Origin of the sequence: Agromyces sp. NPDC058126, assembly GCF_042884595.1 — a bacterium.
Classification (GTDB): Bacteria; Actinomycetota; Actinomycetes; order Actinomycetales; family Microbacteriaceae; genus Agromyces.
This window is the reverse complement of sequence record NZ_JBHVTS010000003.1, coordinates 401,614-427,851: the sequence shown is the minus strand read 5'-3', so window position 1 is coordinate 427,851 and position 26,238 is coordinate 401,614. Positions and strand designations below refer to the sequence as shown.

The 26,238-nt window shown below is 71.5% G+C and carries 23 protein-coding genes; 12 read left to right on the top strand and 11 right to left on the bottom strand.

All coding sequences use genetic code 11. The annotated features are described in order from the left end of the window. The first annotated feature begins 2 nt into the window (after positions 1-2). Positions 3-332: a metal-sulfur cluster assembly factor gene (locus ACFVTR_RS11080; RefSeq protein ID WP_387037275.1), complete on the top strand. Its 330-nt coding sequence runs from the start codon at positions 3-5 to the stop codon at positions 330-332. 81 nt (positions 333-413) lie between these two features. Here the strand turns inward: ACFVTR_RS11080 and ACFVTR_RS11075 are convergent, their stop codons facing one another. Further along, positions 414-2,540: a M3 family metallopeptidase gene (locus ACFVTR_RS11075; protein WP_387037273.1), complete on the bottom strand. Its 2,127-nt coding sequence runs from the start codon at positions 2,538-2,540 to the stop codon at positions 414-416. A gap of 59 nt (positions 2,541-2,599) precedes the next feature. Between ACFVTR_RS11075 and ACFVTR_RS11070 the strand changes: the two genes are divergently transcribed. Further along, positions 2,600-3,418: a methyltransferase domain-containing protein gene (locus ACFVTR_RS11070; protein ID WP_387037272.1), complete on the top strand. Its 819-nt coding sequence runs from the start codon at positions 2,600-2,602 to the stop codon at positions 3,416-3,418. Between the two features lie 67 nt (positions 3,419-3,485). On the opposite strand, the gene ACFVTR_RS11065 is transcribed toward ACFVTR_RS11070, so the two are convergent. The 8 genes from ACFVTR_RS11065 to ACFVTR_RS11030 form a co-directional block, all read right to left on the bottom strand. After that, the gene (locus ACFVTR_RS11065; RefSeq protein ID WP_387037270.1) at positions 3,486-3,944 is read right to left on the bottom strand and encodes an SRPBCC family protein; all 459 of its coding nucleotides are present in this window, start codon (positions 3,942-3,944) and stop codon (positions 3,486-3,488) included. A gap of 242 nt (positions 3,945-4,186) precedes the next feature. Further along, positions 4,187-4,411: a hypothetical protein gene (locus ACFVTR_RS11060; RefSeq protein ID WP_387037269.1), complete on the bottom strand. Its 225-nt coding sequence runs from the start codon at positions 4,409-4,411 to the stop codon at positions 4,187-4,189. Continuing rightward, the gene (locus ACFVTR_RS11055) at positions 4,411-4,857 is read right to left on the bottom strand and encodes a GNAT family N-acetyltransferase (protein ID WP_387037268.1); all 447 of its coding nucleotides are present in this window, start codon (positions 4,855-4,857) and stop codon (positions 4,411-4,413) included. The genes ACFVTR_RS11060 and ACFVTR_RS11055 overlap by 1 nt, the downstream gene beginning before the upstream one ends. Positions 4,858-4,865: 8 nt before the next feature. Beyond that, complete coding sequence (gene valS, locus ACFVTR_RS11050; protein ID WP_387037265.1) at positions 4,866-7,448, bottom strand: valine--tRNA ligase; 2,583 nt, start codon at positions 7,446-7,448, stop codon at positions 4,866-4,868. Positions 7,449-7,607: 159 nt separating this feature from the next. Continuing rightward, positions 7,608-9,296: a dipeptide ABC transporter ATP-binding protein gene (locus ACFVTR_RS11045; RefSeq protein ID WP_387037263.1), complete on the bottom strand. Its 1,689-nt coding sequence runs from the start codon at positions 9,294-9,296 to the stop codon at positions 7,608-7,610. Beyond that, positions 9,293-10,168, bottom strand: coding sequence for an ABC transporter permease (locus tag ACFVTR_RS11040; RefSeq protein WP_387037262.1), 876 nt, complete (start codon positions 10,166-10,168; stop codon positions 9,293-9,295). Before ACFVTR_RS11040 ends, ACFVTR_RS11045 begins: the two co-directional genes overlap by 4 nt. Beyond that, a complete protein-coding gene (locus tag ACFVTR_RS11035; RefSeq protein ID WP_387037260.1) occupies positions 10,165-11,097 on the bottom strand; it encodes an ABC transporter permease in 933 nt (310 codons plus the stop codon). The genes ACFVTR_RS11040 and ACFVTR_RS11035 overlap by 4 nt, the downstream gene beginning before the upstream one ends. A 73-nt stretch (positions 11,098-11,170) precedes the next feature. Next, a complete protein-coding gene (locus ACFVTR_RS11030; RefSeq protein ID WP_387037258.1) occupies positions 11,171-12,829 on the bottom strand; it encodes an ABC transporter substrate-binding protein in 1,659 nt (552 codons plus the stop codon). A gap of 124 nt (positions 12,830-12,953) precedes the next feature. Between ACFVTR_RS11030 and ACFVTR_RS11025 the strand changes: the two genes are divergently transcribed. From ACFVTR_RS11025 to ndk, 5 genes are all read left to right on the top strand, one after another. Further along, positions 12,954-13,355 (top strand): GntR family transcriptional regulator, encoded by a 402-nt coding sequence (locus tag ACFVTR_RS11025; RefSeq protein WP_376945326.1) that lies wholly within the window; start codon positions 12,954-12,956, stop codon positions 13,353-13,355. Positions 13,356-13,574: 219 nt separating this feature from the next. Then, entirely contained in the window at positions 13,575-16,886 is a 3,312-nt protein-coding gene (gene ileS / locus ACFVTR_RS11020; protein ID WP_387037256.1) for an isoleucine--tRNA ligase, read from the top strand. Beyond that, positions 16,883-18,259 (top strand): bifunctional folylpolyglutamate synthase/dihydrofolate synthase, encoded by a 1,377-nt coding sequence (locus ACFVTR_RS11015; RefSeq protein ID WP_387037254.1) that lies wholly within the window; start codon positions 16,883-16,885, stop codon positions 18,257-18,259. The genes ileS and ACFVTR_RS11015 overlap by 4 nt, the downstream gene beginning before the upstream one ends. Beyond that, positions 18,256-18,717: a DUF4233 domain-containing protein gene (locus ACFVTR_RS11010; protein WP_387037252.1), complete on the top strand. Its 462-nt coding sequence runs from the start codon at positions 18,256-18,258 to the stop codon at positions 18,715-18,717. Before ACFVTR_RS11015 ends, ACFVTR_RS11010 begins: the two co-directional genes overlap by 4 nt. Then, positions 18,714-19,136 carry a nucleoside-diphosphate kinase gene (gene ndk / locus ACFVTR_RS11005; protein ID WP_387037250.1) on the top strand — a complete coding sequence of 141 codons (423 nt, stop codon included), beginning with the start codon at positions 18,714-18,716 and terminating at the stop codon, positions 19,134-19,136. Before ACFVTR_RS11010 ends, ndk begins: the two co-directional genes overlap by 4 nt. 61 nt (positions 19,137-19,197) lie before the next feature. Here the strand turns inward: ndk and ACFVTR_RS11000 are convergent, their stop codons facing one another. Continuing rightward, complete coding sequence (locus ACFVTR_RS11000; protein WP_387037248.1) at positions 19,198-19,824, bottom strand: vitamin K epoxide reductase family protein; 627 nt, start codon at positions 19,822-19,824, stop codon at positions 19,198-19,200. Positions 19,825-20,095: 271 nt separating this feature from the next. Between ACFVTR_RS11000 and ACFVTR_RS10995 the strand changes: the two genes are divergently transcribed. Continuing rightward, entirely contained in the window at positions 20,096-22,660 is a 2,565-nt protein-coding gene (locus tag ACFVTR_RS10995) for an Rne/Rng family ribonuclease (protein WP_387037246.1), read from the top strand. Here ACFVTR_RS10995 and ACFVTR_RS10990 read toward each other — a convergent pair. Then, positions 22,652-22,939 (bottom strand): DUF4031 domain-containing protein, encoded by a 288-nt coding sequence (locus tag ACFVTR_RS10990; RefSeq protein WP_387037243.1) that lies wholly within the window; start codon positions 22,937-22,939, stop codon positions 22,652-22,654. The two genes, ACFVTR_RS10995 and ACFVTR_RS10990, sit on opposite strands and share 9 nt — an antisense overlap. Positions 22,940-23,241: 302 nt before the next feature. Here ACFVTR_RS10990 and rplU point away from each other — a divergent pair, with 302 nt between their 5' ends. From rplU to proB, 4 genes are all read left to right on the top strand, one after another. Next, the gene (gene rplU, locus ACFVTR_RS10985; RefSeq protein ID WP_157424218.1) at positions 23,242-23,550 is read left to right on the top strand and encodes a 50S ribosomal protein L21; all 309 of its coding nucleotides are present in this window, start codon (positions 23,242-23,244) and stop codon (positions 23,548-23,550) included. A 28-nt stretch (positions 23,551-23,578) separates the two neighbouring features. After that, positions 23,579-23,836 carry a 50S ribosomal protein L27 gene (gene rpmA / locus ACFVTR_RS10980; RefSeq protein WP_022888079.1) on the top strand — a complete coding sequence of 86 codons (258 nt, stop codon included), beginning with the start codon at positions 23,579-23,581 and terminating at the stop codon, positions 23,834-23,836. Positions 23,837-23,908: 72 nt separating this feature from the next. After that, entirely contained in the window at positions 23,909-25,456 is a 1,548-nt protein-coding gene (obgE, locus tag ACFVTR_RS10975; protein WP_387037242.1) for a GTPase ObgE, read from the top strand. Continuing rightward, positions 25,453-26,235, top strand: coding sequence for a glutamate 5-kinase (gene proB, locus ACFVTR_RS10970; protein WP_387037240.1), 783 nt, complete (start codon positions 25,453-25,455; stop codon positions 26,233-26,235). The genes obgE and proB overlap by 4 nt, the downstream gene beginning before the upstream one ends. Positions 26,236-26,238 lie beyond the last annotated feature (3 nt).

Genomic DNA, 26,238 nt, shown 5'->3' with positions numbered 1-26,238 from the left:
CCATGGTCTCCTCCCTCGCACCCGAGCGCTACGAGCAGGTCGAAGAAGCGCTGAAAGACGTGATGGACCCCGAGCTCGGGGTCAACATCGTCGACCTCGGCCTCATCTACGACCTCGGCTGGGACGACGAGAATGACGCGCTCGTCATCCACATGACGCTCACGAGCGCCGGCTGCCCGCTGACCGACGTCATCGAGGAGCAGACGGCCGAGGCGCTCGACGGCACCGTCGATGCGTTCCGCATCAACTGGGTGTGGATGCCGCCGTGGGGCCCCGAGCGCATCACCGACGACGGCCGCGACATGATGCGAGCGCTCGGCTTCGCGATCTGATCGCGCGTCGAACCACGACGAACGGATGCCCCGTGCAGCACGTCTGCACGGGGCATCCGCCGTCTGAGCCGAGCGCTTTGCTCAGGAGAGCCCGCGACGCGCGAGGAGCGCGTCGATCCCGGGCTCTCGTCCGAGCAGGCGGCGGATCGACTCCCGGGGGTCGCGTGAGCCGCCCGGCGCGAGGATCTCGGCGCGGAACCGCTCGCCGAGCTCGCGGCGCGCGCCGCCGTGCTGCTCGAACCAGGCCATGATGTCCGCCCCGGGCACCTCGCTCCAGACGTACGAGTAGTAGCCGGCGTCGTACCCGCCCGCGAAGACGTGTGCGAAGTAGCCGCTCGAGTAGCGCGGCGGGATCCGCGGGTCGGCGAGTCCGGCCGCCTCGAGCGCGCGACGTTCGAATCCGGCCACTGCGTCGACCCCGTCGAGCGCGGCTGTCGCGTCGACGTCGAGCCGGTGCCAGGCCTGGTCGAGCGCCGCCGCGGCGAGGTACTCGGTCGTCGCGAAGCCCTCGCCGAAGGTGCGGGAGGCGATCAGCCGCTCGACGAGCTCGTCGGGGATGGGCTCGCCGCTCTCGTGGTGCACGGCGTACCGGCCGAGGATCTCGGGACGGAGCGCCCACAGCTCGTTCACCTGGCTCGGCAGCTCGACGAAGTCGCGGAAGACGTTCGTGCCGGCGAAGCTCGGGAACTCGACGCGGGCGAGCAGCCCATGGAGCGCGTGCCCGAACTCGTGGAACAGGGTCTCGGTCTCGTCGAAGCTGAGCAGCGTCGGCTCACCGGGCGGCGGCTTCTGCACGTTGAGGTGGTTCACGACGACTGGGAGCGCACCGGTGAGCCCCGACTGCTCGACGAGCGAGCTCATCCAGGCCCCGCCGCGTTTCGAGTCGCGCGCGTAGAGGTCGAGCAGGTAGAGCCCGACCGGCGCGCCGTCGGTCTCGAAGACCTCGAAGACGCGGGCGTCGGGGTGGTGCGCGACGAGGTCGGGTCGTTCGTCGAAGCGCAGGCCGAAGAGCAGCGTCGCGGCGTGGAAGACGCCGTCGCGCAGCACCCGGCCGGCCTCGAGGTAGGGACGCATCGCGCCGAGGTCGACCGCGTGGCGCTCGGCGCGCTCGCGTTCGGCGAGGTGCAGCCAATCGGATGCCTCGAGCGGGCGTCGTCCGTCGCGCGCAGCGAGCGCGGCGAGATCCGCCGCTTCGCGGTGCGCGTTCGCCATCGCGCGCGGCGCGAGCTCGGCGATGAGTTCGGCGACGGCATCGGGGGAGCCGGCGGTCTCGTCGGCGGTGACCGCACTGGCGTGGTCGGCGAAGCCGAGGAGCGCGGCGCGCGCGGCACGCACCCGCACGAGCTCGAGCAGGGTCTCGCGGGTGTCGTGCGGGCCGCCCGAGGTGCCGCGTCCTCGAGAAGCGGCGAGCAGGCGGTCGCGCACCTCGGGGGTGTCGAGCTCGGCCAGCGCGGGCTGCTGCGTCGGCAGCACGAGGGGGATCACCCACCCGTCGACGTCGCGGGCCGCGGCCGCGGTGCGGGCCGTGGCGCGGCGCGCATCGTCGAGCCCCGCGAGGTCGCCCTCGTGCGCGAGGTGCAGCGCACGGGAGTTGCCGTCGGCGAGCAGGTGCCGCTGGAACTCGGTCGTGAGGCGGGCGATCCGCTCGTTCAGCTGCGAGAGCCGCGCGCGGCCGTCGGCCGAGAGGCGCGCACCGGCGAGCACCGCGATGCGGTGGCGTCGCCGCAGGAGGTACGCGCGGGCGGCGATGCGGTCGGGGTCGGCGTGGGGATCGGCGTCGGTGCCGGCGGGCCCGGCATCGGTGCCGGCGCCGAGGTCGAGGTCGCCGGCGTCGAGCGCGGCGACGAGCGTCTCGAGGCGCGCGAAGAGGCGTTGTTCGAGGAGCACCGCATCGCGGAGCGCCGCGAGCTTGGGCGCGAACTCGGCCTCGAGCGCGTCGATCGCCGCGTCCGCGTCGGCTGCGCTGCGGTTCTCGAACACGGGGAGCACGCGGCGCAGGAGCGCGCCCGAGCGTTCGAGCGCGATGACCGTGTTCGCGAAGCTCGGCGGCTCGGGATCCGCGGCGATCACGGCGAGCTCCGCCTCCTGCTCCGCGATGCCGAGCGAGAGCGCTTCGCGGAAGTGCTCGGCGGCGATGAGCTCGAACAGGGGGAGTCGGTAGGGCAGCGGGCTCGGTTCGAGCAGTGGATTGTGCGTCGAGGCGCTCATGCGATCACCCTATGACGAGCCGCGAGCGCCACGAGGCGCTGCGCGCGTAGGCTCAGGACATGGCCAGCCAATCCTCCGCCCGCGACGCGTACACCCACGGCCACCATGCGAGCGTTCTGCGCATCCACGCCTGGCGAACGGTCGAGAACTCCGCCGCGTACCTCGCACCCCATCTCCAGGCCGGGGCCGACGTCCTCGACGTCGGCAGCGGCCCAGGCACGATCACGCTCGACCTCGCCCGGCGGGTGCGGCCCGGGCGCGTGCGGGGCATCGACGCCTCGGCCGAGGTGGTCGCCCACGCGACGGGCCTCGCCGAGAGCGAGGGCGTGCGCAACGTCGAGTTCACGGTGGGCGACGCGTACGCGCTCGACGAGCCCGACGGCCGCTACGACGTCGTGCACGCGCACCAGGTGCTGCAGCATCTGGCGCGGCCGGTCGATGCGCTCCGCGAGTTCCGGCGCGTCCTGAAGCCCGGCGGCCTCCTCGCCGTGCGCGACGTCGACTACGGCGGCGTGATCTGGAGCCCCGACTCCGCCGGGCTCACCCGGTGGCTCGAGCTCTACCATGACGTGCACGAGTGGAACGGCGGCGACCCGCGCGCCGGACGTCACCTGAAGCGCTGGGTGCGCGAGGCCGGGTTCGGCGACATCACCGCGAGCGGCACGACGTGGGTGTTCGCCTCGGCGCTCGAGCGCGAGTGGTGGGGCGGATCATGGGCCGAGCGCGCGACCGAGTCGCAGTTCGCGGCGCACGCGATCGAATCGGGTCACTCGAACCCCGATGAGCTGCGCGGGATCGCGCAGGCGTGGCGCGACTGGGCCGCCGACGCCGACGGGTGGTTGCTGATGCCGCACGGCGAGATCATCGCCCGGGCGTGAACCCGGCGACCTCCCGGATGGAGCGTGAGGCCACGGAGACCGGTCGGTTGCGGTCCGCGGTCGTTCCCTACGACGCCGAGGCTTCCGCCGCCTTCTTCAGGTCGGCGGTGAACTGCTCGAAGCTCTCGTCGAACGGCGGGATCATCCGGGCGAAGAACGGGAAGAAGGGACTGGCGATGCGCTCGACGATCTCCACGCGCGTGCCGCCGGCGTCGCCGCTGAGTGAGTAGGTACGAGTAGCCATCGCATCGCCGAACGTCAGGCGCGCGTTCGGCTCGAACTCCTTGACCTTCAGCGTGAACGTGCGGCTCGGGTCGAGCGTCGAGACGAGATCGATCTTCGAGCCGAGTGCGATCCGGCCATCCAGCGAGACGACCGTCGAGTTCCACCTCGGGTACTCGGCTGCAGTGGTCAGCAGTCGCCACACCGTGGCGGCGTCGGCATCGATGTGCTGGGCGATACGGGTGGAGCGACCGAACGTGGTCCGTGTCGTCGAGGCGACGCCATCGGGCGCAGTAGAGGACATGCGATTCCCCGTTCTCTGGATGAGGCCGATTGTAGGGCGAACGGTTCCCGTTGGAGCGGATTCGTCGTGGTCTCCGACGGGTGCCGCCGAGAAGGAGGTCGACTCCTTCAGCGGCCGTCGGCCCGAGAGCACAACGACCGAAGCCCTGAACGACGAGCGTTCGCGTCACGGATCGAGCCGGTCGCCGAACTACCGGTTGCGACGACCGCCCGAATCAGCCGGGTGCCGACCTGGCGCGGGCGTCACCAGTCCTCGTCGTCGTCCCGGACGTCGACGATCACCGTGCTCACCACGGTGCCGTCGTCGAGCTCGGCGATCGGGCGCCCCTCGAGCCAGGTCAGGGTCCAGTGGCGGCCGCTGCCGTCGCCCTCGAACGACGATTCCGCCTCCGCGATGCGCGGGCGCAACTCGATCGGCACCGACACGGGCGGCTCGGTGCCGAACGCCCAACGGGTGCCGAGCCGCATCAGGCGTCCATCTCGTAGGTGACCCAGCTGGTGCGCTTGGCGATCCGGTCGTAGAGCTGCTGCGCGGTCGCGTTGTCGTCGGCGGTGATCCAGGCGACGCCGCCGTGTCCGACCTCGGCCGCGCGGGCGTGCACGAACTCGATGAGGGCCTTGCCCGTGCCCGTACCCCGCTGCGACTCGGCGACGTAGAGGTCGTCGAGGTACATGCCGAAGGTGGCGCTCAGCGTCTCGGGCACCTGTCGGAAGTGGGCGAGCCCCACGGGCGTGCCCTCCTCGTCGACGGCGAGTGCCGCCTGCAGCGGGTTCTGCTCGTCGCGGAGCCAGTTCCAGACGATGAGCGCCTTGGCGTCATCGAGCTCGGTCTCGTAGAACGTGCAGTACGACTCGAACAGCGGCAACCAGCCGAAGAAGTCGTCGTCACCGGCGAGCCGGATCTCGTTGGTCATGGTTCCCCCTATTCCGACGGCGCCTCGAAGACGACGTCGCTGACTGCGAACTCCTCCGCCTCGGCGAAGACGAGTTCAGTGATGCGCCCCACCGCGCGCAGGTCGGATGCCACGGACTCGAGCAGGGCGATCGTCGCCGCAGGGGCGTGGATCGTCGCCTGCGCGACCGGGGTCTTCTGCGAGGCCTTCGCATCGGTCTTGGCCCGGCGGATGCCGGTGAGTGCGAGGCTCGCGAGCTCGAGCAGTTCGCCGCCGGCGTCGCCGCGCGCGGCGAGCTCGTCGGTGGTCGGCCAGGCGGCGCGGTGGACCGAACCCTCGTGCGACCAGCGCCACGCCTCTTCGGTCGCGAACGGGATCACCGGTGCGAACAATCGCAGCATGACGCCGAGCGCCGTCTTCAGCGCGGCGACCGCCGAGGCCTGCTCGGGGCTCGGCTCGCCGTAGGCGCGCTCCTTCACGAGCTCGAGGTAGTCGTCGCAGAACGTCCAGAAGAAGGTCTCGGAGAGCTCGAGCGCCCGCGCGTGGTCATAGCCCTCGAGTGCGCGCGTCGCCCGCTCGACGACCGTCGCGAGCTCGGCGAGCATGCTGCGGTCGACCGGCATGGTGACGGGAGCGTCGGCGGAACCGTCGAAACCGAGGATGAACTTCGCGGCGTTGAGGACCTTGATCGCGAGACGACGGCCGATCTTCACCTGCGTCGGGTTCTGCGGGTCGAAGGCGGCGTCGGTGCCGAGGCGCGAGGAGGCCGCCCAGTAGCGCACGGCATCGGAGCCGTGCTGCTCGAGCAGGCCCGACGGCGTCACCACGTTGCCCTTCGACTTCGACATCTTCTTGCGGTCGGGGTCGACGATGAAGCCCGAGATCGCGGCGTTCGACCACGGCGCGACGCCGTGCTCGAGCTCGGCGCGCAGCGTCGTCGAGAAGAGCCAGGTGCGGATGATGTCCTGGCCCTGCGGGCGCAGCGAGTAGGGGAACACGAGATCCCAGAGCTCGGGGTCGCGCTCCCAGCCGCCGGCGAGCTGCGGGGTCAGCGAGGAGGTGGCCCAGGTGTCCATGACGTCGTGCTCGCCGATGAAGCCGCCGGCCTGGCCGCGCTGCGACTCGTCGAAGCCGGGTGCGGGTGCCGACGACGGGTCGACGGGCAGCAGGTCCTGCGTGGCGACGATCGGCTGGTCGAACACGGGGTCGCCCTGCGCGTCGAGCGGGTACCACACGGGGATCGGCACGCCGAAGAACCGCTGGCGCGAGACCAGCCAGTCGCCCGAGAGGCCGCCGACCCAGTTCTCGTAGCGCACCCGCATGAAGTCGGGGTGCCAGTCCATCTCGCGGCCGTGGGCGAGCAGACGCTCGCGCAGCGACTCGTCGCGGGCGCCGTTCGTGATGTACCACTGGCGGGTCGAGACGATCTCGAGGGGCTTGTCGCCCTTCTCGAAGAACTTCACCGGGTGCGTGATCGACTTCGGGTCGGCGAGCAGCTCGCCCGAGTCGCGCAGCAGCTGCACCACGGCCTGCTTGGCCGAGAAGGTCGTCTTGCCGGCGAGCTCGGCGTAGGCCGCGCGGCCCGCCTCCGAGGTGATGGCCTCGGGCGCCTCGGCGATGACGCGGCCGTCGAAGCCGATGATCGCGCGGTTCGGCAGGTCGAGTTCGCGCCACCAGACGACGTCGGTCACGTCGCCGAAGGTGCAGATCATCGCGATGCCGGTGCCCTTGTCCTTCTGGGCGAGGTGGTGCGCGACCACGGGGACCTCGACGCCGAAGACGGGCGTCGTCACCGTCGTGCCGAAGAGCGGCTGGTAGCGCTCGTCGTCGGGGTGGGCGACGAGGGCGACGCACGCGGGCAGGAGCTCGGGGCGGCTCGTCTCGATCTCGATCGTGCCGCCGTCGGCCTTGTGGAAGGCGACGCGGTGGTAGTGGCCCGGCTGGTCGCGGTCTTCGAGCTCGGCCTGCGCGACCGCGGTGCGGAAGGTGACGTCCCACAGCGTCGGCGCGAGCGCCTGGTAGGCCTCGCCGCGCTCGACGTTGCGGATGAAGGCGAGCTGCGAGGTGAAGAGCGCCTCGTCGGCGATGGTGCGGTAGCTCTGGGTCCAGTCGACCGAGAGGCCGAGCATGCGCCAGAGCGCCTCGAACTGCTGCTCGTCCTCGACGGTGAGGCGTTCGCAGAGCTCGATGAAGTTGCGGCGCGAGATCGGCACCTGATCGGCGGCCTTCGTCGACTTGCCGTCGCCGCCCTCGAACGGCGGCACGAAGCCCTCAATGTAGGGGAGCGTCGGGTCGCAGCGCACGCCGTAGTAGTTCTGCACGCGGCGCTCGGTGGGCAGGCCGTTGTCGTCCCAGCCCATCGGGTAGAAGACGTGCTTGCCGCGCATGCGCTGGAAGCGCGCGACGACGTCGGTGTGCGTGTACGAGAACACGTGGCCGATGTGGAGCGAGCCCGACGCCGTGGGCGGCGGGGTGTCGATCGAGTAGAGGCACTCGCGCGTGGCCGACTCGCGATCGAACCGGTAGGTGCCCTCACGCTCCCATGCGCCTCCCCAGACCGATTCGAGGCCTTCGAGAGCGGGCTTGTCGGGGATGCGCGCGGTGTCGGTCATGATGCTCCGGTTCGATATCTGCGGCACCGAGTCCATGATGAGGTGCCTGAATGTGACGCTCAAGCCTAGCGGAGCGCGACCGTGAATCGCCCGCGCGGCCGGGTGCGCGTCGCGGCGAGCGCGCGGGTCGGGGTCGCCCGGGCGGCGCGGCGCACCGGGTCAGCGCACGAGTCGCGGCGCATCCGCGACGAGTCTCGCGGTGTACGGATGCCCGGGCGCGGCGAACACCTGTTCGGCGCTCCCGGTCTCGACGAGTCGGCCCGCCTGCATGACGGCGACCCGGTCGGCCATGTGCCGGACGACGCCGAGGTCGTGCGAGATGAAGAGCATGGCGAGGCCGCGCTCGCGCTGCAGCTCGTCGAGGAGATCGAGGATCTGCGCCTGGATCGTGACGTCGAGCGCCGAGACGGGTTCGTCGCAGACGAGGATCTCGGGGGCGGCGGCGAGGGCGCGCGCGATCGCCACGCGCTGCCGCTGCCCGCCCGACAGGGTGAGCGGCTCGCGGCCAGCGACGGTGCCGGCGAGGCCGACCCGGTCGAGCAGCTCGGCGACGCGGCGCGAGACGGTTGCACGGCTCGGATGCTCCGACCCGGCATCAGCCGCCGGGCCGCCGCCGACCGCATCCGCCAGGATCCGTCCGACGGTCCAGCGGGGGTCGAAGGAGCTCAGGGCGTCCTGGTAGATCGCGCCGATGCGCGCGCGCCGCGGACGGCGGGCTCGCTCGTCGAGCACCGACCAGGGTTCGCCGTCGAGGGTGACGACCCCGCGGTCGGGCGGGGTCAGGGCGAGCGCGAGCCGGGCGAGCGTCGTCTTGCCCGACCCCGACTCGCCGACGAGGCCGACCGTCTCGCCGCGACGCACGTCGAGCGAGACGTCGTCGACGGCGGTGAAGCGACCGCCGCCGCGCACGGGGAAGGTCTTCGCGACGCCGTCGAGCGCGAGGAGCGGCGCGGATCCGGGCGAGTCTGCCCGGGCCTCGGTTCGCGCGGTGCCTGCGACCGCAGCAACGGCGCCCGGGGTCTCGGCCGCCCCCTCGGGCCGGCTCAGCGCGGTACCGCGCGGCACCTCGGCGGGCACCGCGGCGATGAGGGCGCGCGTGTACGGCTCGCGCGGCGCCCCGAGCACCTCGTCGACCGTGCCCTGCTCGACGACCCGCCCCTCGCGCATGACGAGCACGCGATCGGCGAGACGTGCGACGACGGCGAGGTCGTGGCTGATGAGCAGCAGGGCGGTGCCGCGACCGCGGACCTCGCCGAGGAGGTCGAGCACCCGGGCCTGCACCGTCGCGTCGAGTGCGGTGGTCGGTTCGTCGGCGATGAGGAGGGGTGGGTCGAGGGCGAGCGCCGAGGCGATGAGCGCGCGCTGCCGGAGCCCTCCCGAGAGCTCGCCGGATCTGCGGCGCACAGCTGCGGCCGGATCGGGCATGCCGACGTCGGCGAGGACCTCGAGGGTGCGCGTGCGGCGATCGGCACGCGGCATCCGTTCGTGGATGCGCAGCGCATCGCCGATCTCGCGACCGATGGGGCGCAGCGGATCGAGCGCGACGAGCGCGTCCTGCAGGACGAGCCCGGCCTGCCGGCCGCGCACGCCGCGCCACTCGCGTTCAGTGGCGCCGCGGAGGTCGCGCCCGGCGAGCCGCAGGGTCTGCGCCTCCACGCGCGCGCCCTCGCCCGCCATGCCGAGCAGGCTCCGTGCGGTGACCGACTTGCCCGAGCCGGACTCGCCGACGATCGCCACGCACTCGCCCGGCGCGATCGCGAGGGAGACCCCGCGCACGACCTCGTCGCGGCCGAAGGCGACCCGCAGCTCCTCGAGCTCGAGCACCGGTTCCGTGCCGATCGCCGTCATCGTGCGCCCCGTTCCCGTCGGGCGAGCGCACGACCGAGCACCGTCGTCGCGATGGTCGTGCCGACGATCGCGAGGCCGGGGAACACCGTCATCCACCACGCCGTCTGGAGGTAGGTGCGACCGGCGGAGAGCATCGCGCCCCACTCGGCGGCCGGCGGCTGGGCGCCGAGACCCAGGTAGCTGAGCGCCGCCGCCCAGACGATCGCCTGGCCGATGCCGAGCGTCGCGAGCACGACGAGCGGCAGCAGCGCGTTCGGCAGCAGGTGGGCGGTGAGGATGCGACGTGGCGGGCGCCCGAGCACGCGCGCTGCCTCGACGTACTGGGAGGAGCGGATCGAGACGAGCTGCCCGCGGATGATGCGCGCATAGCCCGGCGCGGTCGAGAGGCCGACGGCGATGGTCGCGGTGACCGGACCCGGACCGGCCACCACGATGACGAGGAGCGCGAGCAGGAGGCCGGGGAAGGCGAACAGCACCTCGACGAGCCGGCCGACGCCGAAGTCGACGACCCGTCCGCCGAAGCTCGCGAGCACGCCGAGCAGCAGGCCGAGCGCCAGGCCGATGGCGGTCGCCGTGACGCCGATGAGGAGCGAGGTCCCGGTGCCGGCGACGACGCGGCTGTAGATGTCGCGGCCCGATTCGTCGGTGCCGAACCAGTGCGCGGTCGACGGCGGCTGGAAGGCATCGGCCGCCGAGATCGCGTTCGGGTCCTGCGTGGCCACGAGGTCGGGGAACGCCGTGGCGGCGAGCAGCAGGACGACGAATGCGCCGGCGACGACCGTGCCGACTCGCGGGCGTGCCCGACGGGGGGCCTCGCGGTCGTGGAACGCCTCGGCGTCGACCGCGGTCTGGCGGAGTTCGAGCTCGCTCATCGGTCGCCCTCCTGCGCGAGGCGCGGGTCGGCGATGCGGGCGACGAGATCGGTGAGCACGGTCATGAGGACGTAGACGAACGCCACGAGCAGCACGACGCCGGTGACGACGGGGATGTCCCTGAGGGTGACGGCCTGCAGCAGCGTGCGCCCGAGCCCGGGCATCGCGAAGATCGTCTCGACGACGACCGCGCCCGAGAGGAGCCACCCCAGCGCCCATCCCGAGAGGCTGATGCCGGGCAGCGCCGCGTGGCGGATGGTGTGGCGGAACCGGATGCCGAGGGCGCTCTCGCCGCGGGCGCGCGCCGAGACGACGAAGGGCTGGCGCATCGCGTCGATGAGGCTCTCGCGCATGACCTGGGCCAGAAAGCCCGCCAGCGGGATCGCGAGCGTCGTCACGGGCAGCACGAGGCCCGCGGGCGTGCCGGTCGCGACGGGCGGGAACCAGCCGAGCCCGGTGCTGAACACGGCGATGAGCACCGCGGCGAGCCAGAAGTGGGGGAGGGCGGCGGCCACGAGCTCGATGCCCTGTCCGAGGGCTGAGGCGATCCGGCCGCGACCGGTCGACCAGAGCGACAGGCCGAGCGCGAGCACCCAGGCCGCCGCGAGCGAGCACACCGCCAGGAGCAGCGTGCCGGTGATCTGGGCGCCGAGGAGTTCGGCGACGGGCACCTTCAGGCTGTACGAGGTGCCGAGGTCGCCCGTGAGCAGTCGTCCGAGCATCGCGAAGTACTGCACGATGAGCGGCTGGTCGAGTCCGTAGTCGCTGCGCACCTGATCGAGGGCCTCCTGGGAGGCCTGGGAGCCCGGGCCGCCGAGGATCGCCTGCGCCGGGTCGCCCGGGATGAGGCGGATCGCGAAGAAGGTGAGCGTCGCCACTGCCCAGAGCACGAACACCGCGCCGCCGAGGAGCAGCGCGAGGTGCCGCACGGTTCGACCGCGTCGCGCCCCTCGGGGCGCCAGAACGCCCGTGCCGGCCGAGCGGCCGGTCACGGGCGCGGCCTCACTCGGCGAGCCAAGCGTCGGAGAAGCTCGGCGTCGAGACGGTCGGGAGCGCACGCGCACCCTGCACCTCCGGGCTCAGCAGGAAGCTGTTCTGCTGGTCATAGAGCGGCAGCAGGTAGTGCCCGCCGAGGATGAGGCGCTGGGCCTCCTCGTACTGCGCCGCGCGCTCCGCCGGGTCGCTCGTCGAAGCGGCACCGCTGAGCAGCGCGTCGATCTCGGGGTCGTCGACCTGGGCCAGGTTCGCGAAGTAGCCGCTCGGCGCCGGCGTGATGCTGTCGGAGTGGTAGAGGATCCGCAGCACGTCGGGTCCGACCTTCGTGTAGGGGGCGCTCACGATCTCGTACTCGTGGGCGAACAGCGCGCCGTACCAGCTCGAGAGGTCGAGCAGTGAGATCTGCACGTCGAAGCCCGCCTCCTTGGCGGTCGCCTGCACCTGCTCGAAGAGCGACTGCTCGGCCGGCACCGACTGGTTCGTGCTCACGGGGAACCGCAGCACGAGGCTCGCGCCGTCCTTCATGCGCGTGCCGTCATCGTCGCGCTCGGTCCAGCCGGCCTCGTCGAGGAGGGCGTTCGCGCGGTCGAGGTCGGTCGTGAAGAGCTCGGGCTCGGAGTAGGCGAGCGCCTCGACCGAGGAGAGCGCCGAGTACGAGCGGCCGGCGGTGCCGAAGTAGAGCGCGTCGATGCCGTCGTTGACGTCGACCGCGGCGATGAAGGCTTCGCGCACGCGCTCGTCGTCGAAGGGCGCCTGGGACGAGTTCAGCTCGATGCGGTTCGACGCGCCGGGGCGCGGTGCGTCGATCCAGGTGAACGCGCCGCTCTCGTCGGCGGCGGCGATCGTGTCGGGCTGCGGGTTGTCGATGACGTCGACCTGGCCGCCCTGCAGCGCGGCGTAGCGCGAGGCGGCGTCGGGCACGAAGCGCCAGTCGATCGCCTCGAGGTACGCGGGGCCCTCGTGCGCGGCGTCGGCGGGCGGCGAGACGTACTCGTCGTTGCGCACGAGCGAGACGCGCTCCTGCTTGACCCAGCCGTCGACGATGAACGCGCCGGTGCCGATCGGCGCCTCGCAGTTCTCCTCCATGCCGCGGGCGAGCCCCTCGGGCGACTCGATCGCGAGCCAGGGCTGCGAGAGCGACTCGAGCAGGGCGCTGTCGGGAGCCGTGAGCACGAAGCGCGCGACATCGGGTGCGACGACCTCGACGCGGTCGACCTTACCGAGGGCGAGGTAGCCGGTCGACGACTGCGTCGCCGGGTCCTTCAGGTGCTCCATGTTCACCTTGACCGCCTCGGCGTCGAACGGGGTGCCGTCGGTGAACTCGACGTCGTCGCGGAGGGTGAAGTCCCAGCTGAGCCCGTCGGCCGAGGGCTCCCACGATTCGGCGAGCCACGGGATGATCTCGCCCGACTCGTCGCGGGAGACGAGCGACTCGAGGAACTGACTCGCGAGCAGCGCCTGCGGGTAGTTGCCGCCGACGTGGGGGTCGAGGCAGGTCGGCTCGGCGTCGCCGCTCGCGTAGCGCAGCGTGCCGCCCGCGACGGGGTCCTCCGAGACGGGCGCCTCGCCGGCCTGGCAGCCGGAGAGCAGGACGCCGCCCGCGAGCGCGACGGCGAGGAGGCCGACGGGGCGTGATCGGCGGGCGGGGGTCGGGGCAGTGCGCATCGGAATCCTTGCAGGAGAGCTGGGGGAGCGGGCGGAATGACCTCGACCCGGATTCATCCTGACACCGGCGCGGGGCCGCGACAAGCAAGTTGTTCTATTACCACTAGAACAATAGAGTTTCAGTATGTTGATCAGGCTCGACCCGACCCTCCCGAGCCCGCTCGCCGAGCAGCTCGCGGGCGGACTCCGCGCCTCGATCATCGACGGGCGCCTCTCGGGCGGCGAGCGGCTGCCCGCGGCCCGAGAGCTCGCCGCCGATCTCGGGGTGAACGTCCACACGGTGCTCCGCGCCTACCATCGGCTGCGCGACGAGCAGCTCATCGAGCTGCACCGCGGTCGGGGCGCCGTCGTCGCCGTGCGGATCGGCGGCCATGCCGCGCTCGCCGGAGCGATCCACGACCTCGTCGACGAGGCGAAGGGGCACGGCCTGCCCGAAGCCGCCCTGCTCGAGCTGATCCGCGAGGCGTACCGCTCCGCGCCGAGCCCCGCCGGCGTCGTCCGTCCGGCGCCGACACGGTACTCTTGACGGCAACGACATCGATCCGGCCATCACCGGGGAGTCTTCGGCAGAACGCGTTCGGCGGCCACGTGGCATCCGATCGTCATTAGAACCGAACGGGGCGGCCCGTCACAGCCGGCAATGAGGGGCCCTCCCGCGCGGAGGGCAAGCGAGGTGGTACCGCGGCGGAGGCTCGATCGAGCGGCCGGCGTCCTCGTGAGAGCATCCGTCCCACAAGGAGCGAGCGTGTACCCCCGTACCCCAGACGACCACGGTGTCGCCCCCTCACCCGACTTCCCCGCCGTCGAGCGCGAGGTCCTCGAGTTCTGGCTGAACGACGAGACCTTCCAGGCCTCGATCGACCAGCGCGAGGGCGCCCCCGAGTGGGTCTTCTACGACGGCCCGCCGTTCGCCAACGGCCTGCCGCACTACGGGCACCTCCTCACCGGCTACGCGAAGGACCTGTTCCCGCGCTACCAGACCATGCGCGGCCACCAGGTGCACCGCCGGTTCGGCTGGGACACGCATGGCCTGCCCGCCGAGCTCGAGGCCGAGCGCCAGCTCGGCATCACCGACAAGAGCCAGATCGAGGAGATGGGCATCGCGGCCTTCAACCAGGCCGCACGCGACGCGGTGCTGCGCTACACGAAGGAGTGGGAGGAGTACGTCACCCGCCAGGCGCGCTGGGTCGACTTCGAGAACGACTACAAGACGCTCGACGTCACCTTCATGGAGAGCGTGATCTGGGCGTTCAAGACGCTCTACGACAAGGGCCTCGCGTACGAGGGCCACCGGGTGCTGCCCTACTGCTGGCGCGACCAGACGCCGCTCTCGAACCACGAGCTGCGCATGGACGACGACGTGTACAAGATGCGTCAGGACCAGACCGTCACGGTGACCTTCCCGCTCACGGGCGCGAAGGCCGAATCGCTCGGGCTCACCGCCGTGCGCGCGCTCGCGTGGACGACGACGCCGTGGACCCTGCCGACGAACTTCGCGCTCGCCGTGGGTCCCGAGATCGAGTACGCGGTCGTGCCCGGCGGGCCGAACGGCACCCCCGACGCGACGGTGCTCCGCGAGGGCGCCGAGGGCGTCGCGGTCGACACCGAGGTGCTCGGCGCCGAGTACCTGCTCGCGGTCGACCTCGTCGGCAACTACGCCAAGGAGCTCGGCTACGGCTCCGCCGACGAGGCGCGCGCCGCCGTGTCGCGCACCGTTCGCGGCGCCGAGCTCGACGGCGTCACCTACGACCGCCTCTTCGACTACTACGCCGACGTCGAGGCGTACGGGCTCGAGAACGCCTGGCGCATCCTCGTCGCCGACTACGTCACCACCGAGGACGGCACCGGCATCGTGCACCAGGCGCCCGCCTACGGCGAGGAGGACCAGAAGATCGGCGAGGCCGCCGGCATCCCGGTCGTCATCTCGCTCGACGAGGGCGGCCGGTTCCTCCCGGCGGTCACGGATGTCGCGGGGCTCCTCTGGAGCGACGCGAACAAGCCGCTCACCCAGCTGCTGAAGGCCGAGGGCCGGTTGCTGCGCCAGGCGAGCTACGAGCACTCGTACCCGCACTGCTGGCGCTGCCGCAACCCGCTGATCTACCGCGCCGTGTCGAGCTGGTTCATCAAGGTCCCCGAGTTCAAGGGCCGCATGGGCGAGCTCAACCAGGACATCAACTGGGTGCCCGACAACGTGAAGGACGGCCAGTTCGGCAAGTGGGTCGCGGGCGCCCGCGACTGGTCGATCAGCCGCAACCGGTACTGGGGCTCGCCGATCCCGGTGTGGAAGAGCGACGACCCCGAGCACCCCCGCATCGACGTGTACGGCTCGCTCGAGGAGCTCGAGCGCGACTTCGGCCGCCTGCCGGTGGGGCCGAACGGCGAGCCCGACCTGCACCGCCCGTACATCGACGACCTCACGCGGCAGAACCCCGACGACCCGACGGGTCGCTCGACGATGCGCCGCATCCCCGACATCTTCGACGTCTGGTTCGACTCCGGCTCGATGCCCTTCGCCCAGGTGCACTACCCGTTCGAGAACCGCGAGTGGTTCGACTCGCACAACCCTGCCGACTTCATCGTCGAGTACATCGGGCAGACGCGCGGCTGGTTCTACGTCATGCACGTGCTCTCGACGGCGCTCTTCGACCGCCGCGCCTTCTCGAACGTCGTGAGCCACGGCATCGTGCTCGGCAGCGACGGGCAGAAGATGTCGAAGTCGCTGCGCAACTACCCCGACGTGTCGGAGGTGTTCGACCGCGACGGCTCCGATGCGATGCGCTGGTTCCTCATGTCGAGCTCGGTGCTGCGCGGCGGCAACCTCGTCGTCACCGAGGAGGGCATCCGCGAGGGCGTGCGCCAGCTCATGCTGCCGCTCTGGAGCACCTGGTACTTCTTCTCGCTCTACGCCAACACGGCGAAGGAGGGCGGCTACGAGGCATCCCGTTCGACGTCGTCGACCGACGTGCTCGACCGCTACCTGCTCGCGAAGCTGCGCGACCTCGTCGAGGCCGTCACCGTCGACCTCGACGACTTCGACTCGCCGCTCGCGGCGCAGAAGCTGCGCGACTTCGGCGACGTGCTCACGAACTGGTACGTGCGCCGGTCGCGCGACCGCTTCTGGGGCGGCGTCGCCGACGACGGCTCCGGGCGTGAGGCGTTCGACACCCTCTACACCGTGCTCGAGACGCTCACCCGCCTCGCGGCGCCGCTGCTGCCGCTCGTCAGCGAGAAGGTCTGGCGCGGGCTCACCGGCGGGCGCAGCGTGCACCTGACCGACTGGCCCGACGCGGCCGAGTTCCCGGCCGACCCGGCGCTCGTCGCCGCGATGGACGCCGTCCGCGAGATCAGCTCCTCGGCGCTCTCGCTCCGCAAGCAGTCGGGCCGTCGGGTGCGCCTCCCGCTCGCGAAGCTCACGATCGTCAGCGCGGATGCCTCGGCGCTCGCCCCGTTCGAGGCGATCCTCCGCGACGAGCTCAACGTCAAGTCCGTCGACCTCGTCGAACTCGACGAGCACAGCGCCGAGCGCTACGGCGTGACCAAGCGACTCACCGTCAACGCGCGGGCCGCCGGCCCGCGCCTCGGCAAGCAGGTGCAGCAGGCGATCCAGGCGGCGCGCAGCGGCGACTGGTCGGTGACCGGCGACGCGGTCGTCGCGGGCGGCATCGCCCTCGAGGCGGGCGAGTACGAGCTCGTGCTCGAGGCCGGCGGATCGGGCGACGGTGAGAACGCCCTCGCCCTGCTCGCCGACGGCGGCTTCGTGCTGCTCGACACCGCGACGACCCCCGAGCTCGAGGCCGAGGGCCTCGCGCGCGACGTCGTGCGCGCCGTGCAGGAGGCGCGCAAGGCCGCCGGCCTCGAGGTCGGCGACCGCATCTCGCTCAGCCTCGCGCTCGACGCAGCCGGCGCGGCCGCGGCCGAGACGCACCGGGCGCTCATCGCCGGCGAGACGCTCGCGACCTCGCTCGAGGTCGTCGCCTCGGCGGCGGCCGCAGAGTCCGACGAGGCGAAGCCCGTCGGCGACGATTCACGACTCCTCATCGGATTGGAGCGCGCATGAGCGACGCCCACGACCACGACGCCACCGAGGCCGCCGACGCGGCCGACGCCGTCTACGCCGCGCTCGTCGCACGGGTCGGCGAGGGCGCCCCGCGCCCGCGTCTCGAGCCGACCCGGCGCGCCGTGGAACTCCTCGGGGACCCGCACCGCGCCGCCCCCGTGATCCACCTGACGGGCACGAACGGCAAGACCTCGACGAGCCGCATGATCGAGAGCCTGCTGCGTGCCTCCGGCCTGCGCACGGGACTGCTCACGAGCCCGCACCTCGTGCGGTTCACCGAGCGCATCCGGATCGACGGCGAGTCGGTCTCCGACGAGGCGGTCGCCCGCAACTGGGAGGAGATCCTCCCGTTCGTCCAGATCGTCGACGCCGAACTCGAACAGGCCGGCGAATCGCCGCTCACCTTCTTCGAGGTGCTCACGGTGCTCGCGTTCGCGTGCTTCGCCGACGCCCCCGTCGACGTCGTCGTGCTCGAGGTGGGCATGGGCGGCGAGTGGGACTCGACCAACGTCGCCGACGGACAGGTCGCCGTGTTCACGCCGATCGCGCTCGACCACCAGGCCCGGCTCGGTTCGACCGTCGAGGCGATCGCCCGCACCAAGTCGGGCATCATCAAGCCGGCCGCGGCGGTCGTCACCGCGCGCCAGCCCGACGCCGCACTCGCGGTGCTCGAGGAGGCCACGCTGCTCACCGAGTCGACCCTCGCGGTCGAGGACGACGCGTTCGCGGTCATCAGCCGCACCGTCGCCGTCGGCGGGCAGCTCGTGTCGATCCGCGGGCTCGCGGGGGAGTACCGCGAGCTGTTCCTCCCGTTGTTCGGGGCGCATCAGGCCGAGAACGCGGCCGTCGCGATCGCGGCCGTCGAGGCCTTCATCGGCGGCGGCTCGGTGCGACTGGCCGACGAGGTCGTCGAGCGGGGGCTCGCCGAGGCGACGTCGCCCGGCCGACTCCAGCTCATCGGCATCGAGCCGACGATCCTCGTCGACGCGGCGCACAACCCGCACGGCGCCCGTGCGCTCGTGACGGCGCTCGACGAGTTCTTCGACTTCGACGAGTTCGCGATCGTCGTCGGCGTCGTCGACGACAAGGACGCCGCGGGCATCGTCGACACGCTCGCCGAGCTCGACGGCCCGATGCTCGTCACCGCCCCCGACACGGAGCGCGCGCTGCCTGCCGCCGCACTCGAGGCGATCGTCACCGAACGCGTCGGCATGAAGCGCACCCTCGTCGTCGAGCGGCTCGACGACGCCCTCGAGGAGGCGCGCACCTGGGCCGCCGAGGCACCGAAGCGCGCCGTGCTCGTGACCGGGTCGATCGTCCTCGTCGGCGAGGCCATGGCGATCGCCGACGACCGCGAGTGGGGCATGGCATGAGCGACGCGACGCACGACGGAGACCCGGTGGACGGCTCGGGCGAGTCCTCCGTCGACGGGACCGCCGCGACCGCGCCGGCCGCGCCGCGCTCGATCAGGCGGAGTCTCGCCTCGATCGTGCTCGCCTTCGAGACGATCGTCGTCTTCCTCGCCGCGCTCGTGATCTGGGGGCTCGCGCAGGGCGGTGCCGATCAGGCGCTGCCGTCGTGGGTCGCTCTCGCCGCGGGCGGCGTCATCATCCTCGGCCTGATCGCGACGATGGGACTCCTGCGGTTCGAGTGGGCCTATGTGCTCGGGTGGACGCTGCAGGTGCTGATCGTCGCGTCCGGCTTCCTCAACCCGGCGATGTTCGTCGTCGGGGCCCTCTTCGGCGGCATGTGGTGGTACTGCATGGTCGTCGGCAGCCGAATCGACCGAGAGCGCGCGGCGGTCGTCGCGCCAGGAAAGGAACAGCAATGACCACTGCGATCGAAGAGACCCTCGTGATCGTGAAGCCCGACGGGGTCGCCCGCAACCTCACCGGCGAGATCCTCCGCCGCATCGAGGCGAAGGGGTACTCGCTCGTCGACATCCGCCTCCTGCAGGCCGACCGCGAGCTCCTCGCGAAGCACTACGCCGAGCACGAGGGCAAGCCGTTCTACGAGCCCCTCGTCGAGTTCATGCAGTCGGGCCCCGTCGTCGCCATGCGCGTCGCCGGCAACCGCGTGATCGAGGGGTTCCGCGTGCTCGCCGGCACGACCGACCCGACGACCGCCGCCCCAGGCACCATCCGCGGCGACTTCGGTCGCGACTGGGGCCTCAAGGTGCAGCAGAACCTGGTGCACGGCTCCGACTCGGTCGAGTCGGCCGAGCGCGAGCTCGCGCTCTGGTTCGCCTGAGCCGTTCGAAAGAACGACGCCCCGGTCCGAGATCTCGGACCGGGGCGTCGTCGTTCGGGCGTCAGCCGAAGAGGCCCTGCAGGTCGACCATGACGCGGGGGATGGCGTTCATCTGCAGCTGCGCCAGGAGGATGACGATCGCGTAGCAGACGATCGTGATGAGCGGGATCCACGTGAACCAGGCGGCCGCCAGGCGACGGACGCGTGCCGAGGCCGGAATATTGCCCGCACGGAGGTTGTGGAGCGTCACGACCCAGAACGTCGGGATCGTGACCGCCCAGGTGAGCATGCACCAGGGGCAGAGCACGTCGAGCACGTAGATGCTCTGGTAGATGAGCCAGCCGACGAACACGAGCGCGCCCGCGACGCCGACGTTGAAGGCCGCCCAGAACCATCGCGAGAACGTCGCGCCGGCGAGGATCGCCACGCCGATCGTGATCACGACGGGCCATGCCATGAGGCCGATGAACGGGTTCGGGAACCCGAACACGGCGCCCTGCCACGATGCCAGGTTCGTGCTGCAGCCGACGAGCACGCCCACGTTGCAGTTCGGCACATGGGTCGGGTCCATCAGCGTGAGGACCTTCTCGACCGAGAGTTCGAACGCGGCGAGGAGGCCGAGCGCCCCCGCGATGATGAGGAAGATCGCCGACGCGACAGGTCGGGATCCGCGAGGGGAGTCGGGCATGCTCGGATTATGGCATGCCGGTTCCCCACGGCGCTGTGAGACCATGCGATAATCGAGGGAGTCGTCCGGGCCGCGCCCGGCACGGCGCCAACGAAGGCTTTGAGGATGCGACGCATCCGAGTGGGCGGGAGACACCCGCAAGACGTGGCGATCCAGGCACCCGCCGATCGCAGTAGTGAAGGTTCGGCGGTTCCGCACACGGTGGAACCGCTCCAGATGAGTAACGGAACGACGGCGCGGCCGTCGGGACCGGCGTAGGAGTGCACCAGAGATGGTGGAAGGCAACGAGAAGAACACGAACGAACCCGATTCGAGGGGTGGCGCGAAGCGACGCGGTGGCCTGTTCGGCTCCCGGAGGGGCCGCGGCAAGGCCGCTCAGCCCGCGGCCGACGCGGTGACGCCGGTCGTCGAGCCCGAACTCGCCGAGCCCGCGGCCGACGCGGCCCCGGCCGATGACGCGGCTGCGCAGGTCCAGGCGGCGGCATCCGTCGAGGCCGCGGAGCCGGTTGTCGCTCCCGACACCCCCGAGGAGACCGCCGCTGAGGCCGAGGCGCCGAGCGAGCCCGCGGTGTCGCCGATCCCGGCGGCGCTGACCACGACCTCGCTCATCTTCCACGCGCCGCCGGTGTTCGTCGTGCCCGAGCGCGACGACCGCCCCGAGCGCGAAGAGCGACCGGCCGACGAGGCGTCGAGCGTGCGCCGCCGCACCCGCCGCCGTTCCGGCGAGGAGGGCCGCTCGTCGGGCGACGAGCCCGCCAACAACGTCGTGAAGGTGCGCAAGCCCCGCGAGGTCGAGCTCATCACCGAGCCGCAGAAGGTCAAGGGCTCGACCCGGCTCGAGGCGAAGAAGCAGCGCCGTCGCGACGGCCGCGACGCCGGCCGGCGCCGCGCGGTCATCACGGAGGCCGAGTTCCTCGCCCGTCGCGAGTCGGTCGACCGTTCGATGGTCGTCCGCGAGAAGGGCGGCCGGATCCAGATCGGCGTGCTCGAGGACGGCGTGCTCGTCGAACACTACGTGGCGCGCAATCAGGACGCCTCGCTCATCGGCAACGTCTACCTCGGTCGCGTGCAGAACGTGCTGCCTTCGATGGAGGCCGCGTTCGTCGACATCGGTCGCGGCCGCAACGCCGTGCTCTACTCGGGCGAGGTCGACTGGGACGCCGCCGCCGAGAACGGCGAGAAGAACCAGCCGCGTCGCATCGAGCTCGCGCTGAAGCCCGGCGACCGCGTGCTCGTGCAGGTCACGAAGGACCCGGTGGGCCACAAGGGCGCCCGCCTGACCAGCCAGATCTCGCTGCCCGGCCGCTACCTCGTGTACGTGCCGAACGGCTCGATGAACGGCATCAGCCGGAAGCTCCCCGACACCGAGCGCGCGCGCCTCAAGAAGATCCTCAAAGAGGTGCTGCCCGAGAACCAGGGCGTCATCGTGCGCACCGCCGCCGAGGGTGCGACCGAGGAGCAGCTGACCCTCGACGTCAACCGCCTCATCGCGCAGTGGGCCGACATCTCGAAGACGCTCGAGAAGGTCCAGGCCCCCGCGCTCCTGCACTCCGAGCCCGACCTGCTCATCAAGATCGTCCGCGACGTCTTCAACGAGGACTTCCAGAAGATGATCATCGAGGGCGACGAGGCGCGCCAGACCATCGAGCGCTACCTCCGCGCCGTCGCACCCGACCTGCTCGAGCGCGTCGAGGCGTACGCCGGTGAGCGCGACTCCTTCGACGAGTTCCGCATCTCGGAGCAGATCGAGAAGGCGCTCGACCGCAAGGTGTGGCTGCCCTCGGGCGGCTCGCTCGTCATCGACCGCACCGAGGCGATGACGGTCGTCGACGTCAACACGGGCAAGTTCGTCGGCTCGGGCGGCAACCTCGAAGAGACCGTCACCAAGAACAACCTCGAGGCGGCCGAAGAGATCGTGCGTCAGCTGCGGCTGCGCGACATCGGCGGCATCATCGTCGTCGACTTCATCGACATGGTGCTCGAGTCGAACCGCGACCTCGTGCTGCGCCGGCTCGTCGAGTGCCTGTCGCGAGACCGCACCAAGCACCAGGTCGCCGAGGTCACCTCCCTCGGCCTCGTGCAGATGACCCGCAAGAAGCTCGGCCTCGGGCTCCTCGAGTCGTTCAGCGAGCCCTGCGAGGTGTGCGCCGGTCGCGGCATCATCGTGCACCACGAACCGGTGATGAAGCACCGCGCCCCGCAGCAGCAGCCCGAGCGTCGTCGCAACCGCGGCGGCGGCAACGGCGGCGGCCAGCAGCAGCCCGCGCAGCAGCCTCAGGCCGCGAGCGCCCCGCACACCGGCACCCACGCGATCACCGAGGACGTGAAGCACGCCCTGGCGCAGATCGCCGCCTCGACGATCCCGCACACCGAGGCGAAGGCCGACGAGGGGCGCCCCGAAGCCGCTCCCGCCGAGGCCGCTCCCGTGGCCGAGGCGCCGACGAGCGGCCGCCGCCGCGGCCGGCACCGTCGCGTCTCGCAGGAGCAGGGCACGCCCGAGGCGAGCCCCACACCCGACGAGCGTGGGGCGGCACCCGTCGCGACGCCCGAGCCCGAGCCTGTCGTCGCGGCGAAGGCCGTGCCTGCGGCCGAGTCCACGCCGATCCTCGAGCTGCCGGCACCGGCCGTCGAGCGCAAGCGCCCCGTGCAGGCCGCCGAGGCCGAAGTGCTGCTCGACTCGGTGCTCGATGCGCTGCCGGCCCCCAAGAAGGCCGGTGAGGGCCGGGCCCGCAGCCGTCGGGTCTCGACCGCCTCGCTGAGCGCCGGCGGCGCCATGCCGATCATCACCCGTGCCGACGGCGCGGCGGGCGACGAGGCATCCGACCGCTCAGAGTGAGTCGTCGCGCCTGCGGGCGCGCCGCTCGCGCGGCGTGACCCGCAGGCCGCTCCTTGCGAGCCGCACGACCAGTTCGCGCGGCTCGACCGGATGCGCGCCGGCCGCGATCAGGTCGTCGTACCGCTCGACGGGCACGTCGTAGTGGTCGAGGTCGAACGATCGCGGCGGCAGCTCTGCTCGGCGCGCGAAGGCGTGCAGCTCGTCGATCGAGGCGTCGCTCACGAGGTGCGCCCACACCGTGCCGTGCTTCGGCCAGAGCGGCGTGTCGATGAGGATCACGGGTGCCTCCGCTCCGGGTTCAACGGCCGTACCGTCGCGGCGAGTCGATGAGTGCGGTCATACCGGGATCGTACGCGGGGGGAGCGCGGCGACGCGCCGGGCGCGCTCGTTTGACCGCCTTCCACTCATCCGGTAAACTCGTTCGTTGGTGCCGCCGCTTATCACGGTGAGCGCCAACTTGCAGTTCGTTCTGCACATCGTTTTCTGGCAGTCACCACCCTTCTTCCCGCTGGGGCGACCGCACAGTGACAATCCCATCAGACAGTCGGAACCCCAGGGTTCCCCAGAGATAGGTACGAGTAGTGGTTTACGCAGTAGTGCGCGCCGGCGGTCGGCAGGAGAAGGTCGAAGTCGGCACCATCGTGACGATGGACCGGATCCAGGCTGACAAGGACGGCAACGTCCAGCTCATCCCGGTGCTCCTCGTCGACGGTGAGAAGATCACCTCCGACGCCAAGTCGCTCGCAAAGGTCACGGTCACGGCCGAGGTTCTCAACGACCTCCGCGGCCCCAAGATCGTGATCCAGAAGTTCAAGAACAAGACCGGCTACAAGAAGCGCCAGGGCCACCGTCAGGAGCTCACGCGCGTCAAGATCACCGGCATCAAGTAGCCCGCGGCGCCTCGAAGGAGAATCAGACATGGCACACAAAAAGGGAGCGAGCTCCACTCGCAACGGTCGTGACTCGAACGCGCAGCGCCTCGGCGTGAAGCGCTTCGGCGGCCAGGTCGTCAGCGCCGGCGAGATCCTCGTCCGCCAGCGCGGCACCCACTTCCACCCGGGTGCGGGCGTCGGTCGCGGTGGCGACGACACCCTCTTCGCGCTCGAGGCCGGTGCAGTGCAGTTCGGCAACAAGGGCGGCCGCAAGGTCGTCAACATCGTGGCGGTCGGCGAATAATCGACCGACGGTCATCGTGAGGGCGGGCTTCGGCTCGCCCTCACGTGTTTCATCGCTTGGGAGGGGTACGGAATGGTCAGCTTCGTCGACGAGGTGACGCTGTTCCTGCGCGCCGGGCACGGCGGGAACGGTTGCGTCTCGGTGCGCCGTGAGAAGTTCAAGCCCCTCGCGGGCCCCGACGGCGGCAACGGCGGCCACGGTGGCGACATCGTGCTCGTCGCCGACCCGCAGGTCACCACCCTCCTCGCGTACCACGGCCGGCCGCACCGCTCCTCGGCGAACGGGCAGCCCGGCCAGGGCGACAACCGCTCGGGCGCCGTCGGCGAGTCGCTCGAACTCCCGGTGCCGGTCGGCACCGTCGTGAAGGACGAGGACGGCAACGAACTCGCCGACCTCGCCGAGCCGGGCCTCCGCTACGTCGCGGCCTCCGGCGGTCTCGGCGGTCTCGGCAACGCCTCCCTCGCGACCACGAAGCGCAAGGCACCCGGGTTCGCGCTGCTCGGCACCGACGGCGACGAGCGGGAGATCAGGCTCGAGCTGAAGAGCATCGCCGACGTCGCACTCGTCGGCTACCCGAGCGCGGGCAAGTCGAGCCTCATCGCCGCGCTCTCGGCGGCGCGCCCCAAGATCGCCGACTACCCGTTCACGACGCTCCACCCGAACCTCGGTGTCGTGCAGGCCGGCGACCACCGCTACACCGTCGCGGACGTGCCCGGTCTCATCGAGGGTGCGAGCGAGGGCAAGGGGCTCGGCCTCGAGTTCCTCCGCCACGTCGAGCGCTGCTCGGCGCTGCTGCACGTCCTCGATTGCGCGACCCTCGAGCCCGGCCGTGACCCGATCAGCGACCTCGACGTCATCCTCGCCGAGCTCGGCGCCTATCCGGTGCCCGAGGGCCAGACGCCGCTGCTCGAGCGCCCGCAGATCGTCGCCTTGAACAAGGTCGACGTGCCCGAGGCCCGCGAGCTCGCCGAGTTCGTGCGGCCCGACCTCGAAGCTCGCGGCTACCGCGTGTTCGAGATCTCGACGGTGAGCCACGAGGGCTTGCGTCAGCTCGGCTTCGCCCTCGGCGAGCTCGTCGACGACGCCCGCGTCGCGGCCGCGGCTGAGCCCGTGCCCGAGCGCATCGTCATCCGACCCAGGGCCGTCGACGAGGTGGAGTTCGTCGTTCGCGCCGAGGGCGGCAGCTACGGCACGCTCTACCGGGTGCTCGGCAAGAAGCCCGAGCGCTGGGTGCAGCAGACCGACTTCGCGAACGACGAGGCCGTCGGCTTCCTCGCCGACCGGCTCGCGAAGCTCGGCGTCGAGGACGAGCTCGTGCGTGCCGGCGCCGTCGCCGGTTCGACCGTGGTCATCGGCAAGGGCCAGGGCGTCGTCTTCGACTGGGAGCCGACGCTCACCTCGACGGCCGAGCTCATCACCGCGCCCCGTGGCGCCGACGCCCGCCTCGACGACAACCGTCGCGCGACCCGCGCGGAGCGCAAGAGCGGCTACCACGAGCGCATGGACGCGAAGGCCGAGGCCCGCGCCGAGCTCGAGCGCGAGCGCGAGGCAGGCCTCTGGGCCGACGGCGACGCCGTCGAGACCGACTCGGAGGCGGGCTCGGACGAGGGCGAGCGGTGACCGTCCGGTCGCGCGCCGACATCGCCACGGCGCGGCGCATCGTCGTGAAGGTCGGCTCGTCGTCGATCAGCGGTGAGAACGCCGGCCAGATCGCGCCCCTCGTCGAGGCGCTGGCCGCGGCGCACGCCCGCGGCACCGAGGTCGTGCTCGTGTCTTCCGGCGCGATCGCGACCGGCATGCCCTACCTGCGCCTCGACTCGCGCCCCACCGACCTCGCCACCCAGCAGGCGGCCGCCTCGGTCGGGCAGAACCTGCTCGTCGTGCGCTATCAGGACGCGCTCGACCGCTTCGACATCATCGCCGGCCAGGTGCTCCTCACGGCGAGCGATCTCGAGAACGAGACCCCGCGCCACAACGCGCAGCGCGCGATGGACCGCCTGCTCGCACTGCGTATCCTGCCGATCGTGAACGAGAACGACACCGTCGCGACCCACGAGATCCGCTTCGGCGACAACGACCGCCTCGCGGCGCTCGTCGCGGAGCTCATCGGGGCCGAGCTGCTCGTCCTCCTCTCCGACGTCGACGCGCTGTACACGAAGCCGCCGCACCTCGAGGGTGCCGAACGGATCGCCCACGTGCCGCACGGCGACGAGCTCGCGGGCGTCGAGATCGGCTCGGTCGGTCGCGCCGGGGTCGGCACCGGGGGAGCTGAGACCAAGGTCTCGGCCGCCCGGATCGCCGCGGATGCCGGAGCCGCCGTGCTCATCACGGCGACGCCGCTCGTCGCCGACGCCCTCGCCGGTGCCGAGATCGGCACCTGGTTCGACCCGGCGCCCTGACGT